Here is a 13,764-nt window from a genome sequence, read left to right as displayed (position 1 = left end):
AACTGCCATGCTTCAATTCCTACTTCGCCGGACGTTCGGCGCTGTTGTCATCCTTCTTCTGCTCAGTGCCTTCACGTTCTTCGTGTTCTTCGGTGCCGGTGACCCGGCGACGATGTCCTGCGGAAAGAACTGCACCGCGGACAACATCGCACTGATCCACCAGAACCTCGGTCTCGACAAGCCACTGCCGACGCAGTACTGGGACTTCCTCGCCGGCATCTTCACCGGCCGCGACTACACCATCGGGCACTGCGACGCCCCGTGCTTCGGCTACTCGTTCGCCACGAAGCAGGACGTCTGGGCGACGCTGATGGACCGGCTGCCCACCACCGCCTCGCTGGCCATCGGCGGCGTCCTGGTCTTCCTGACCGTCGGCCTGGGTACCGGCCTGCTCGCCGCCTGGAAGCGCGGCTCGTTCGTGGACAAGACGCTCACCTCGATCTCGATGGTGCTGAGCTCGGCGCAGATCTACATCCTCGGCCCGATCGCCCTCGGTCTGTTCGTCTACAGCGGTCTGATGGACTCCCCCAAGTACGTGGAGCTGACCTCGAACCCGGCCGGATGGTTCATGGGCCTGCTGCTCCCGTGGCTGGTGATGTCGACGATCTTCACCGCGCAGTACACCCGTATGTCCCGCTCGACGATGATCGAGCAGCTGCAGGAGGAGCACGTCCGGACGGCCAAGGCCAAGGGCATGTCCGGCTCGTACGTCTTCCTGCGCTATGCCTGGCGCGGTTCGCTGATCCCGATCGTGACCATCCTCGGCATGGACCTCAGCTCGCTGTTCGGCGGCGCGATGATCACCGAGTTCACCTTCCAGCTGGCCGGCGTCGGACGGCTCGCGATCGACTCCGTCACCACCCTCGATCTGCCCATGATCATGGGCGTGCTGATCTTCAGTGCCGCCCTGATCCTGGTGTTCAACATCATCGTGGATGCGACGTACGCCTTCATCGACCCGCGCGTGCGCCTGTCCTAGGAGAGCCTGAAGTGACCACACTCACCAAGACCGAAGGCGCCACAGCGCCGTCCGGGTCCGACCCCTTCCTGTCCGTTCGTGACCTGCAGGTGCGGTTCTCCACCGAGGACGGCATCGTCAAGGCGGTCGACGGTCTCTCCTTCGATCTGGAACGCGGCCAGACGCTCGGCATCGTCGGCGAATCAGGCTCCGGCAAGTCGGTGACCAACCTCTCGATCCTGGGGCTGCACAACCCCAAGGCCACCGAGATCTCGGGCGAGATCACGCTGGACGGCCAGGAGTTGACCGGAGCCAGGGAGAAGACCCTGGAGAAGCTCCGCGGCAACAAGATGGCCATGATCTTCCAGGACGCGCTGACCGCTCTGTCGCCGTACTACACCGTCGGCCGGCAGATCGCCGAGCCGTTCATCAAGCACACCGGCGCCAGCAAGCGCGAGGGCCGGCAGCGCGCCATCGAGATGCTGACCAAGGTCGGCATCCCGCAGCCGACCCTGCGGGTGGACGATTATCCGCACCAGTTCTCCGGCGGTATGCGCCAGCGCGCCATGATCGCCATGGCGCTGGTCTGCAACCCCCAGCTGCTGATCGCCGACGAGCCGACCACCGCCCTCGACGTCACCGTCCAGGCGCAGATCCTCGACCTGCTCAAGGACCTCCAGCAGGAGTTCGGCTCCGCGATCATCCTGATCACCCACGACCTCGGCGTGGTCGCCAACACCGCGGACGACCTGCTGGTGATGTACGCGGGCCGGGCGGTGGAGCGGGGCTCGGTCAAGGAGATCCTCACCCAGCCCCGGCACCCGTACACCTGGGGCCTGCTGAGCTCCATGCCGCGGCTCTCCTCGGACGTCAGCGAGGCGCTGCACCCGATCCCGGGCAGCCCGCCGAGCCTGCTCAACCCGCCGTCGGGCTGCGCCTTCAACCCGCGCTGCGGTTTCACCGGCGAGGTCGGCGGCACCCGGTGCACCGACGAGCGGCCGCTGCTGGAACTGGGGCGGGCCGCGGCCTGCCACCTGAGCGCCGAGCAGAAGCAGACCCTCTTCACCGAGCAGATCAAGCCCCGGCTGGGCTAGGGAGCGACCACCATGGCAGACAACGTCACCCTCCCGGCGCCCCGCGACGCCAAGCCCGCTCCGGGCGAGCCGCTGCTCACCGCCGAGGGCCTCACCAAGCACTTCCCGATCTACGGCGGCTTTCCGTTCAAGCGGAAGGTCGGCGCGGTCCAAGCGGTCGACGGCATCGACCTGACCGTGCACGCCGGCGAGAGCTTCGGCCTGGTCGGCGAGTCGGGCTGCGGCAAGTCCACCACCGGACGGCTGCTCACCCGGCTCATGGAGCCGACCTCCGGCAAGATCACGTATGCGGGTCAGGACATCACCCACGCCAAGCGCAAGCAGCTGGCGCCGGTCCGCTCCGAGATCCAGATGATCTTCCAGGACCCGTACGCCTCGCTCAACCCGCGGCAGACGGTCGGCACCATCATCGGCGGCCCGATGGAGATCAACGGGATCAACCCGCCCGGTGGGCGGGAGAAGCGGATCCGTGAGCTCCTGGAGACCGTGGGTCTGAACCCGGAGCACTACAACCGCTTCCCGCACGAGTTCTCCGGCGGCCAGCGGCAGCGCATCGGTGTGGCCCGGGCGCTGGCCCTGGAGCCGAAGCTGATCGTCGCCGACGAGCCGGTCTCGGCCCTGGACGTCTCCATCCAGGCCCAGGTCGTCAACCTGCTCCAGGACCTCCAGCGCGAGCTGGGCATCGCGTTCCTGTTCATCGCCCACGACCTGGCGATCGTGCGGCACTTCAGCGAGCGGGTCGCGGTGATGTACCTCGGCAAGATCGTCGAGGTGGGCTCCCGCGACGAGATCTACAACCGGCCGCGCCACCCGTACACCCACGCGCTGCTCTCCGCGGTGCCGGAGGCCAAGCTGGTGGAGAGCGAGGAGGAGGAGCGCGAGCGCATCCGGCTCGCCGGCGACGTGCCCTCCCCCGTCAACCCGCCGTCCGGCTGCCGCTTCCGCACCCGCTGCTGGAAGGCGCAGGACAAGTGCGCCACGGAGCCGCCGCCGCTGATCCAGCTCTCCGGCAGCGAGGCCGGCCACCTGACGGCCTGCCACTTCCCGGAGGAGCCGACGACCGCGGCCCGCGACGAGGACATCATCCTCGACCCGGCGCTGGCGGCGATCGAGGACGCTGCTCAGGTAGAGCCTTCGGAGGAGAACGGGCAGACCACCTGACGGATTCACACCGCCGGAACCAGCACAGCCCGGAGTCCGTATCCCCGACAACACACTGTCGGGGATACGGACTTCAGTGCTTCTCCCGCGTTTGTGCGGGCCTCCTCGCACCTGACCCACTGTCAAGAGGAGATGGGTGTAAGAGTCCAGAAAGACCTGTCGGAGACGATATTCACGCAGGCGACGAGAAGCCGGCAGGCCCAACGCAATGTGATGGAGGATCACCATGCGACACCCGAAGATACGCATCAGTGTGCTGACTGCTACTGCAGCCATCGCCTTGCTCTCCGTGCTGACAGCCACCACCGACTCGCCGGGGAGCGGGGTTGAGGCCCGGAAGCACACTCCGAATAACGTCATCGCCTCGAAGTAAGTAAGAGAAAATATTCAAGGGTCCTTGCCTCCATCGGCAAGGACCCTTTTTATGGAACACCACACGGCCACAAGGAGGAAACGTACTCCCGAGAACCGACGGGGAATCTCATGGCATGGTGAACTCCTCGAAGGGTGCGGAGAACTCTTGGGAAGGCAGTTCATCGACTCGTCCGGTCGACACAAGCACTTCACCCGAACCATCGCACAGGACGAAGCTGGGCCAGACACTGACCCCCACATCTCGAACCAGCCTGGACCCGTAGCGCACTGGGACCACGTCACTGAAGGTGGCTACTTCTTCAGCAAATTTCTCGGCAGCTTCTCCCTCTCCGAGGACCACAGAGACGAGACGGGGGCCCGGCACTCGAATTTTCCCCTTTTTCAATTCTGCAGCCTGCGCCCGACATCCCGAGCATTCGGAGGACAGGTAGGCCACAATAAATGGACCCTCCATACCCTCACGAACACCTCTCCCGGAACTGTCTACGAGTTCCGCAACCGGCAGGACGGATCCGGCAGAAACCGCACCCTGTCGCCCCGGAAGACCCTTTTCCTGAATATGCTTGAGAACCACTGTCACCCTGCGGGCGACCGCGAACGAAAACACCAGGGAAGCGAGAGAGAAAAAGAACGCCACGCCCGCCATAGTTTCCATCACACCAATTCCCTCCCAAAGATATTAATCAGGTGGTCGACACAGTAGGCAGCGCTGGCCAGCAGCAGAGCGATCGGAACCCTAATCCAGTCCTGCACCCCGAAGGTCACCGCATGTAGCTGCAATGAGGAAAAGAGGCCGATGATTGCGAGACAGAAGAGCACCACGTTCCGTACCACGTGCCAGACCGTGACTGGATTTTGCGTATCTCCGCCACAACCGCATGACTCCCCGCGCCCCCTAGCCAGAAGCAGGCCAAGGTATGCCGTGAAGACAACCAGCAGCCCGGCAAGGAGCCCGAAGCCGGCCGCGGACGTCGAGTACCAGAGCAGACAACCGCATGCCGATAGCTCGATCACTACGACAGCAACGGCGATGCAGAGAGACCACCCTGAGGCCCTCGAGACGGTGTTGTGCACATGCGACCGAAAAGATGCGAATCCAACGATTTTACTGGTCACGAACGCCGCAAACGTAAGGAACAAGCACACTCTGGCGAAATTAAAAAGGGCATCCATGGCAACCTCGGGAGAAACTCAACAACAGGGAGTCGCGGCCTCTCCGCACTGAGGCCGCGACCCAGCTTCCCTACTCAGCAGGTGCCGGCTCCACACACCAGCCTAGTACCCGTGTCGATGCAGTGGCAGTTGTACTCCATAGGCGTCGGATTATTGGGCATACAGGGAACGTTTTCACACCGCTCCGCACTGGCCGACACGGAAGGGAGCACGGCTCCCGCAATGCGCGAACAGGCCGCACGAATCTTACGCGTCATGAGATTCTCCATTTCTCTTTTGATGAAACCAGTCCGCATATCCTGAATGCGGAAGCTGGAAAGTTCTTGAGAAAGCCTCGAGAACTTCCGAGTGCTCACTCCGCTAACCCATCCGGAGGGCGCGATGTAGCCCCGGAAGGAACCCCTCTCGAGACCGTGGGATTTGTGTCCTCAGCAGCGCCCCCAGTTACACTCGAGGTGCCTCCCTGTATCAATGCAATGACACATGTATGGGAGTTGATGCTGCGGATCGCCAGGGCAGGGAATATTCTGGCACTGATCAGCATAGGCTAATGCAGAAGGCAGTACCGCATTAGCCAGGCGCAGGTACAAGGATCGAATCTTCGCCGGCACGACACTCCTTGAGTGAATTATCCATCCCAGCTGCACGTTTATGAATCCGTGCGACGTTTGAAATATTTCACGTCGACGATTCAGAGCGCAAGGAGTGCAACATGCAGAACACAGACAGATCGGGGAAAGACCACCAGAGGACGCTTGTTGCAGTACAGCGGCATTCCAACGACAGAGAGACGCGATTCCGGATTGCCAGGGTCCGGCCAGTGCGTGATTCGAGAGCATGAGAGCGTGTGCAATCCATCCTGCTGCGTTCACAGGGTGGCTGAGAACGGCGACGCCGCAGTTCCCCGGGCAAGAGGTACGGGTCGCACGGTCATAGTGGCGCTGCGGTGACCGTGAAGCCCACGTCAGCCGCCGACATGGTGACGAAGCTCAAGCTCTCTTCGGGACGGCATCCCCTGTGCCCTCTGAGCTAATCTGAGCAGATGCGAATGCCACGCGTTGAGTACAGTCTCCTGGGGCCCGTACAAATCTGCATGGACGGTGCTGCGGTCGCCCTGACTGGAAAGCAACGTGCTCTGGCCGCAACGCTCTTGCTGGACGCCAATCGCGTGGTGTCCAGCGACCGGATCGCCTTCTGCCTCTGGGGAAGCGCTCTGCCTGCGGCCCCAGCCCCCCGCGTGCGATCGCTGGTAGCGGAGCTCCGGCGCGTCCTGCCTGGGCTCGGGGCTGACCGCATTCGCACCACGAAGCCTGGATACTCGTTGCATGTACTGCCGGGGGAACTGGACATCCTGTCCTTCGACGCAGAGCTCGAACGTGCGAAGAAGTACGTCCGAAGGGGCAGGACAGCCGACTCATTGCAGTCCTACAACAGCGCCCTCTCGCTGTGGCGCGGCGCTCCGCTGGACAACGTCGAGGGTGTGCACTTCAGCACTCAAGCCCAACGGCTCGAAGAGCAATACATATCCGCGTTGGAGGAGCGAGCCCAGGTCAAACTGACTCTAGGGCGAGTCCAGGAAGCCATCGGCGAACTGCGCCAAGTCACCGAGGCAGCGCCTTTTCGTGAATCACCGGTACGCCTGCTCATGCTCGCCCTCCACCGATCGGGGCGAACAGTCGAGGCACTCGAGGTGTATCGGGCGTTCCGGGAATGCCTTGTGCGGGAGCTCGGCATAGAGCCAACTCCCGCGCTGTCAGACGCACAGCAGCGCATCCTTCGCGGCGAGAGCAGTCGGGACGGCATCCCCGCAACGGAATCGGACACCGTCATGCGGCGGCCCACTCCTCGCAATCTTCCCATGGGTCCGCCTCGACTCATCGGTCGCGCCGACGAACTGTCCGTCCTCAACGCTCCGAGTGCTGGGGCTGGCCGTCTCGTGCTGCTCGTCGGTCCCGCCGGGGTTGGCAAGAGCGCGCTGGCCGTCCACTGGGCTCACCGGGTTGCCGAACAGTTCGAGGGTGGGCAACTCTTTCTCGAAATGCGGGGTTTCGATGCCGGACAGCCTTGCTCGCCGGCGGAAGCACTACCGCAACTGCTGCAGTTACTCGGCCATCAGAGCGCAGACATCCCGCTGCACTTTCAGGAACAACTCGCTCTGTACAGATCGAGCCTGGCAGGTAAGAAGTGTCTGATTTTGCTGGACGACGTCGCCGATGCCTCTCAGGTCAGGCCGCTCATACCTGGCAGTCCCGGATGTGTTGTCGTGGTCACCAGTCGGGACCGACTGGGCAGCCTCGTGGCACTGGACGGCGCCGAGCGGCTGACTCTCAAGGTGCTGGGTCCCGACGAGGCTGTCCAGCTCATTGCCCTGCGGGCGGGCTTCGCTCGTGTGCGGCAGGAGCAAGAAGCGACAAGGGGGCTGGCTGACCTGTGCGGAAGGCTGCCACTCTCTCTCTGCATCGTCGGCGCGCAACTGGCGGACCACCCGCATCGCACCATCCAGCAACACACAAGAGAACTTCTTGCGGATGGGCCCCTCAACCGTCTCCAGGTGGATTCCGACAGCCGCGCCGCCGTTCGCCCCGCGCTTGAGATGTCCTACGCCGCTTTGAGTGGAGCAGCTCAGCGCATGCTGCAGTTGTTCTCGATCGTGCCCGGCAGCGACTTGTCGGCTGCCGCAGCTGCAGCACTCGTGGGAACCTCATCAGCCAGAGCTACGGAGCTACTGGACTCCATCGCACGCATTCACCTCGCCACGGAAATCGACGCGCAACGCTACTCCTGTCATGACCTGGTCCTGGAGTACGCACGCGACAAAGCCCAGGAAGCCGGCGCTTCGGACGATGCCGAGGCGGTGCGCCGGCTGTATGACTTCTATCTTCACAGCTTGATCAACGCGAACCGCGCGAGCAGTCTGCATGAGCTGGCGGTACCCTACGGGCCTCCCTCGGACGGTGTGGTACCACAGCGGTTCGAGAACGAGTCTTCGGCCCGCGCATGGATCACTTCCGAGTGGGACAACATTTCAGCAATCATCACCAGCGCGGTCGAACACGGGCCTTATCGCTACACATGGCTCTTCGTCTCGGCCCTTCAGGACGTGTTCCACCACTGGCGCCCGCGGTCCGAATGGATCCATCACGCCGCCCTGGCCCGGTCGACTGCTGAGCGTGAGAACGACTCGATAGGGCAATCTGCGATGCACCGGGCTCTTGCGTCCGCTCTTTGGCGGAACGGAGACCTCCAAGCGGCACTCACCGAATACGATCAGGCTCTGAAGTTCGCCAGGCAAGCAAACTGGCGACAGGGCGAATGTGCCGCCTTGCTGGGATCGGGTGTGGCCCGTAAACAATTGGGAGGCGCTGCGGCCGCTCTGCCGCAGTACCATCAGGCCCTCGAGATCAGCGTGGAGCTTGATGACCGACGCTCCCAGGCAATCGCCCTGAGCAACCTCGCCTCAGCCCACCTGACACTCTGCCGCTTGCAGGAGGCGGAGCAGTTCTTGATGGCCGCCCGCCCCCTCGCACACGCCAGCGGTCACCGTCACCTCGAGGCACTTGTCCTCTCGACCTGGGGCCACGTCCAACAGAAGCTGGCCCTGCTCGAAGAGGCCGCGTGCACCCTCGAGGAGTCGATCGCGGTTGCCCGCAGCATCGGGTCTGCCTACGCCGAAGCTGCCAGTCTCGAGACTCTTGGCCGCGTCCACCATGACGCCGGCCGCTACGATGCAGCCGTGGTCTCATTTGAGCAGGCCCTGGAGATCACCCGCACGGTTGGCAACCTCAACTGCGAAGTCGATGCGCTCGTAGGGCTCTCGGCGACGCGGATGAAACTGGGGGCTCAAACCGCAGCGGCGAAGTGTCTGGCAACCGCTCAGGAGACCGCCGAACGCACTGGCCATGCCACCGGACTCGTAGAAACCCTTCTGGGCCAGGCAGAACTCGCCGAGCACAGCGGCGCCCTCGAAGAGGCGTGGGTACACGCTTCTGAGGCTCTAGCCCTGGCAACCGCGTCGCTGCCACTCGCGCAGCCTCGGGCGCACTACGTCATGGCCCGGGTCCTGCTGGCTCGGGGGGACCCCAACGAGGCGCTCCAACACTGCGAGGCAGCGTTGGCTCTCTGTCGTCGATCACGGCAAAGGCTTTTGCAGGTAAGGGTACTGATCGCTGCCGGCCGGGCTCTGCGGACGCTCGGGCGAACCCCGGAAGCCCGAGCTGCCTGCCACGAAGCTGAAGGCTTGGTCGCCACCCTGGACACTCCAGAACGAACCGAGGTCAAGCACATACTGGACTAGCTGCCCCCCGTGCGCGATCCGTGCGGTTTCCATGCGCATGCTCACGATTCTGAACAGGAAGGAAGAAATACCTGGACCAGCTCAGGGAGATCGCACATGAAGATCCGGGTGCTTGGCTCGGTGAACGTCACATTCCATGGCCGACCGGTGGGGCCGTCGTCGTCGCGAGCCAAGTTGCTGCTCGCGGCCCTCGCATGGCAAGCCAACGAGTTCGTTTCCGACGAGGTCATCATCGATCGGATCTGGGGTGATGACCTCCCTCAACGGCCCAGGGACACGCTCTACACCTGCGCGACCCGACTGCGTAGGTGCCTCGACTCGGCCAACGGCCCAGCCGTAGAAGGGCGGGTGGTACGACACAGAGGCGGCTACTTGTTGGAATGTGACCCTGAAGCGATTGACCTGTATCGGTTCCGACAGTTGGTGGCCGGCGCCCAGTCGGCCGTGCACCAGGGCGATGATCGCGTAGCGTCCGACCTGTTCGGCCGGGCCATTGCCGCCTGGTCCGGAACTGCACTGTGCGACGCGGAGTCCCCTTGGGCTGACCGGGCACGTAGAGCTCTGGAACAGGAGCTCCTGACAGCCCGTATCGGTTGGGCGAAAGCCGGTCTCGGACTGGGACGACAGGCGGAGTTGCTCCCTCACCTCGCCTCCCTTGTCGAGGAGAACCCCTTCGACGAAGCAATAGTCGGCCTCTACATACTGGCGCTGCATCGCGCTGGGCGGCAGAAAGAAGCATGGGAATCCTATTCACTGCACCGATCCCGTCTGATCGAGCAGCTCGGTGAAGAACCGGGTAACGAACTTCAGGAACTGCACCGAACCTTGTTGCTGCGCGAGGACAGCCCCATCGCTCCTCAACGGGATGCCCTGCCGCATCCCCGCCAACTCCCTCCTCCGGTATACCGACTCGACGGACAACGGGACGTCCTGGCTCAGCTGCAGGCAGTACTGCCCTCGGTCTCCCAGGCCGTTTCCCCCGTCGTGATCCAAGGGCCGACAGGGGTGGGGAAGACCACGCTTGCCGTCTATTGGACGCACGAGGTCGTACACCACTTTCCGGACGGACAGCTGTACCTGGATTTCCACGGACACTCCGCGGGAAAGCAAACGACGCCTGGTGATCTGTTGCCCGGACTGCTCATGTCCCTCGGGGTGGCACCCGGTTGGGTGCCTCGTGGGGAACAGGCACAGGCCGCTCTCTACCGGTCGCTGCTGGCGGACCGGAGAATGCTCGTCCTCGTCGACGGTGTGGCGAACCACGCCGACGTACTACCCTTCCTGCCCGGTACCCCAGGAACCATGGTCGTGGTCACGTCGCGCGCCGCCCTTCCGGAGCTAATCGAACGATACGGCGCTCCTCACTTTTCTCTCCTCAACCGCGATACGCCCATACGGCACCGACGTGACACGCGGGCCGACACCATCCAGCAACATGCACTTGGCCAGGCCGACTCCGCGCTCGTCTGAAGACCTAGTCCCGGAATTGCTGGATGGCCGGTGCAGCCGCTCCTGTGCGAAGCGCGGTTCCTGCCCGGCCTCCGGCCACCGTGCCAAGAACCCGACTCAGAGGGAAGTATCCGACCTGCCGCGAGTCGAAGCTGACTGAAAAGTTGTCACCAACTACCACGATTTTTCCAGCTGGGACTCGTCCGCTGGCAAGCGACGACAGGATCGGAACATGCTCCACCGGAATAGGGTCTCCCGGCATCGCCAGCACCCGTTTGATCATCCAGTTTTGTGCCGTGATTCTTCTCCTGCGGTGCATGGCCACGGGCTGGCCCGGCCATACCCCTCGCACCGCAAGCGGAACATTCGCGCACTGCTGCGCCTCGTCCTCGGCGACGACAGACGGGGGCCCGCCGGGTGCCGGGACGGGGATCCCCCAGCGCACCGGCCTCTCGATGACAACCACATCTCCCTTGGAGGGAACAACGCCACGGCGGACGATCACCCTGTCCCCGTGCTCGTAAGCCGGTTGCATACTATTTCCACTCACTGACACGGAAATGAATCTCCTGGACAGATACGTCACGCACCCAGATACCACCGCAAGTGAGATGACGAATGCCCTCATTGACACATCGGGAAACCGCTGGCCGAGAAGTGTCATCAGAAATCGGCTCCCAAAGCCCTGCCCTCACTTGAGCTTCGGTAGCCCGAAGCCTGAAGATTGAACAAGCGGGAGTATTCACCCTTTCGCCTCATCAACGTCGCGTGATCTGCGAATTCGGTCACGCGTCCATCCTCTATCACCGCGATGCTGTCAGCATCTCGTACCGCACCCAACCGGTGTGAGATGAGAATCGTGGTGCGGTTACGCCGATGCCGCTGTAGCGAGCGGTGAACTTCAGCTTCCGCTGCGGCGTCAAGGCCCGACGCCGGCTCATCCAGAATCATCAGATCACGACCCTCCCTGAAAAAGGACCGCGCCAGAGCAAGTCTCTGCCACTGCCCCCCGGAGGGAACAACGCCAGTTTCTGGGTTTTCTTTGTCCGATTCCATGTAGAATACTCTTGACAACAGGGTCGCATATCCACGGGGGAGCCCAGAAAGATATTCGTGGATTCCTGCACACTTAGCCGCCTGTCGGATTTTACCGTCCTCGGCGGCCGCCCCGATATCCCCGAGCGAAACGTTCTCCGACGCTGTCATATCGTACCTCATGAAGTCCTGGAAGACCGCCCCAATCCGCTGACGCAATTCCGCAGGATCCGCGTCCTTTATGTCAACACCGTCCCAAAGAACCGATCCCTTCTGCGGATCGTAGAAGCGGCACAAGAGCTTCACCACAGTTGATTTTCCGGCGCCATTCAAGCCGACCAGTCCGACCGATGCTCCTGCGGGAATGAAGAGGTTGATTCCTCGAAGGATCCAGTCGTGTTCCTCTGAGTAACGGAACCATACGTCTCTCAGTTCGATGCCCTTGCGCAGCGGCGGCAATTGACTGGGGGCCTCTGCGAGCGGAAGGTCGACGGCCGAATCGAGCACAGACCGGTACTGACCGAACATCAACAGAGCCTCATTGATCCTCGCCAGATCGCCTGCCAATGCCGCTAGTGCACTCTGCACCCCAGCCAGGGCTGCCACGAACATCGTCACGCCACCCACCGAAACGGAGCCTGTCCGCGCAGCTTGCACCGCCCAGAGCACTCCGCACCCCGCAACACAAGCCGTAAGTACTGCGATGGCGCCCTCGAGTCTGACCTCGTAGCGATCGACCGCCTTCTTCCTGGCATTCGCACTGCCCCGCTCGACCAGCATGCGGCGTCTCATGAACTCGCCGATTCCGAAGATGCGGACCTCTTTCGCAGCTTCGATACCACTCAGCAGCTGACTGTAGAAGAATTCACGACGCTCGATTGGGCCTACTTCCGCCGCCATCCTGGCGCGCCTCTTGGAAAGAGAAATCTGTCCAATCAAAGCGGGCACGGCTGAAGCAATCACCAATCCTGGAAACGTCGGGTCAAGCATCGCGATTGAAGCCATGAATCCCAGTGAAGTGACCGAATCCCTGACGGCGAACAGACTTCCGTCTACCACCTCGATGGATGACCCTGTGCCAGGCTGTTGTGCCAAACGGAGCCGGTCGAGAAAATTCGGATCCTCGAACCTCCCGACGCCGATAAACTTATTCACTGCGAAGAAGAGTCGAGCACGCGCAAATAGAGGCACCTCTCGGGCAAGGCTGTTGCGCAAATAGCGAATTATATGTGGCGCCAGACCTGCCAGCAGCCCCGCCCCAGCCAGCATTAGGGCATATTTTATCAATTCGCTCCATGGCGCCCCGGACACCAGCCCGTCCAGGACCGCTTTTGTAAACCATGCGGTCAGCACAGGAGCCAGACCTATCAGCAGCGTAATCAGAGCATAAAGACACAATGTACCCGGAGCGGCCGCAAACACGAGAGAGTACGCCCTGGGAATGTTAGCGAAAACATCCGGGACCCGCCGATTCAAGTGCATCATCACCTTCCGGGCGGCTAGCGCCCTCCGCCTTTGCTACCGGAATTCCCGGTCTGTCCACAGAGGCACCCAGAGAATGAAGTGAATCTCTCACCGCGCTTCCCCTTCGACAAGTGGAGCCGCCGGCAGACATCGGATAGATGGGCGTGGTAACCGTCGCCGGAACAATAGGGTGCGCCATCCGGGTTCCAACTGGCTCGCCGGCTGGCCGCCACTTGAGGAGGCTCCTGCCGGCCCGGCCGAGCAGGTGCGAGAGACGCCGCCGTGGCGGGGAATGTTCCCGGCCGCGGCGGCGCTGTCGTTGGCGGGGAGGTGGCGTGGATGCGGATCGGGGAGCTGTCGGCGCGTACGGGTACGCCGCGGCGGCTGTTGCGCTACTACGAGGAGCAGGGGCTGATCGTCGCCGAGCGCTGCGCCAACAGCTACCGCGCCTATGACGCGTTCTGCGTCGACCGGGTGCTGCAGATCCGGGGGCTCCTCGACGCCGGGCTGCCGACCCGGCTCATCAAGCAGATCCTGCCCTGCCTGGACAAGCCCCGGGCCATCCACTTCCCCGACGCGACACCGGAGATGCTCGCCACGCTGGAGCGCGAGCGCGACCGGATGACCGAGCGCATCGAGACGCTGATGCGCAACCGGGACGCCATCGGGGAGTACCTGGAAGTGGTGCGCGGCACGGCTGAGGCCCGGCCCGGCAAAGCGGCCGGGGCACCCCCTGGTGAAGCGGCCTAGGAGGTGTCCGG

Annotated in this window: 10 protein-coding genes; 6 read left to right on the top strand and 4 right to left on the bottom strand. The window is 63.1% G+C overall.

Annotated features, from left to right (window positions below; genetic code table 11):
* Nucleotides 1–7: 7 nt before the first annotated feature.
* The 3 genes from ACZ5XZ_RS33170 to ACZ5XZ_RS33160 are packed head-to-tail and all read left to right on the top strand — an operon-like array spanning nucleotide 8 to nucleotide 3,213.
* Nucleotides 8–979, top strand: coding sequence for an ABC transporter permease (locus tag ACZ5XZ_RS33170; protein WP_468984881.1), 972 nt, complete (start codon nucleotides 8–10; stop codon nucleotides 977–979).
* 11 nt (nucleotides 980–990) lie between these two features.
* Complete coding sequence (locus tag ACZ5XZ_RS33165; protein WP_468984879.1) at nucleotides 991–2,052, top strand: ABC transporter ATP-binding protein; 1,062 nt, start codon at nucleotides 991–993, stop codon at nucleotides 2,050–2,052.
* A 12-nt stretch (nucleotides 2,053–2,064) separates the two neighbouring features.
* Nucleotides 2,065–3,213, top strand: coding sequence for an ABC transporter ATP-binding protein (locus tag ACZ5XZ_RS33160; RefSeq protein ID WP_468984877.1), 1,149 nt, complete (start codon nucleotides 2,065–2,067; stop codon nucleotides 3,211–3,213).
* Nucleotides 3,214–3,694: 481 nt separating this feature from the next.
* Here ACZ5XZ_RS33160 and ACZ5XZ_RS33155 read toward each other — a convergent pair whose 3' ends face one another.
* Both ACZ5XZ_RS33155 and ACZ5XZ_RS33150 read right to left on the bottom strand, forming a co-directional pair.
* Nucleotides 3,695–4,243, bottom strand: a complete 549-nt coding sequence (locus ACZ5XZ_RS33155; RefSeq protein WP_468984875.1) for a TlpA family protein disulfide reductase — start codon at nucleotides 4,241–4,243, stop codon at nucleotides 3,695–3,697.
* The gene (locus ACZ5XZ_RS33150; RefSeq protein WP_468984874.1) at nucleotides 4,243–4,761 is read right to left on the bottom strand and encodes a MauE/DoxX family redox-associated membrane protein; all 519 of its coding nucleotides are present in this window, start codon (nucleotides 4,759–4,761) and stop codon (nucleotides 4,243–4,245) included. The genes ACZ5XZ_RS33155 and ACZ5XZ_RS33150 overlap by 1 nt, the downstream gene beginning before the upstream one ends.
* Before the next feature lie 1,093 nt (nucleotides 4,762–5,854).
* On the opposite strand from ACZ5XZ_RS33150, the gene ACZ5XZ_RS33145 reads away from it, so the two are divergent.
* Together ACZ5XZ_RS33145 and ACZ5XZ_RS33140 are read left to right on the top strand one after the other, a co-directional pair.
* Nucleotides 5,855–9,055: an AfsR/SARP family transcriptional regulator gene (locus ACZ5XZ_RS33145; RefSeq protein WP_468984872.1), complete on the top strand. Its 3,201-nt coding sequence runs from the start codon at nucleotides 5,855–5,857 to the stop codon at nucleotides 9,053–9,055.
* Nucleotides 9,056–9,151: 96 nt separating this feature from the next.
* Nucleotides 9,152–10,525 carry an AfsR/SARP family transcriptional regulator gene (locus tag ACZ5XZ_RS33140; RefSeq protein ID WP_468984870.1) on the top strand — a complete coding sequence of 458 codons (1,374 nt, stop codon included), beginning with the start codon at nucleotides 9,152–9,154 and terminating at the stop codon, nucleotides 10,523–10,525.
* Nucleotides 10,526–10,529: 4 nt separating this feature from the next.
* On the opposite strand, the gene ACZ5XZ_RS33135 is transcribed toward ACZ5XZ_RS33140, so the two are convergent.
* Nucleotides 10,530–11,132: a S26 family signal peptidase gene (locus ACZ5XZ_RS33135; protein ID WP_468984928.1), complete on the bottom strand. Its 603-nt coding sequence runs from the start codon at nucleotides 11,130–11,132 to the stop codon at nucleotides 10,530–10,532.
* Nucleotides 11,133–11,167: 35 nt separating this feature from the next.
* Entirely contained in the window at nucleotides 11,168–12,892 is a 1,725-nt protein-coding gene (locus ACZ5XZ_RS33130) for an ABC transporter ATP-binding protein (RefSeq protein WP_468984868.1), read from the bottom strand.
* A 450-nt stretch (nucleotides 12,893–13,342) separates the two neighbouring features.
* Between ACZ5XZ_RS33130 and ACZ5XZ_RS33125 the strand changes: the two genes are divergently transcribed.
* On the top strand, nucleotides 13,343–13,753 hold the full coding sequence (locus ACZ5XZ_RS33125) for a MerR family transcriptional regulator (protein ID WP_468984866.1): 411 nt from the start codon (nucleotides 13,343–13,345) through the stop codon (nucleotides 13,751–13,753).
* Nucleotides 13,754–13,764 lie beyond the last annotated feature (11 nt).

This window comes from Streptomyces sp. NPDC033270, from assembly GCF_055576575.1.
This window is presented reverse-complemented; position numbering and strand designations above follow the sequence as displayed.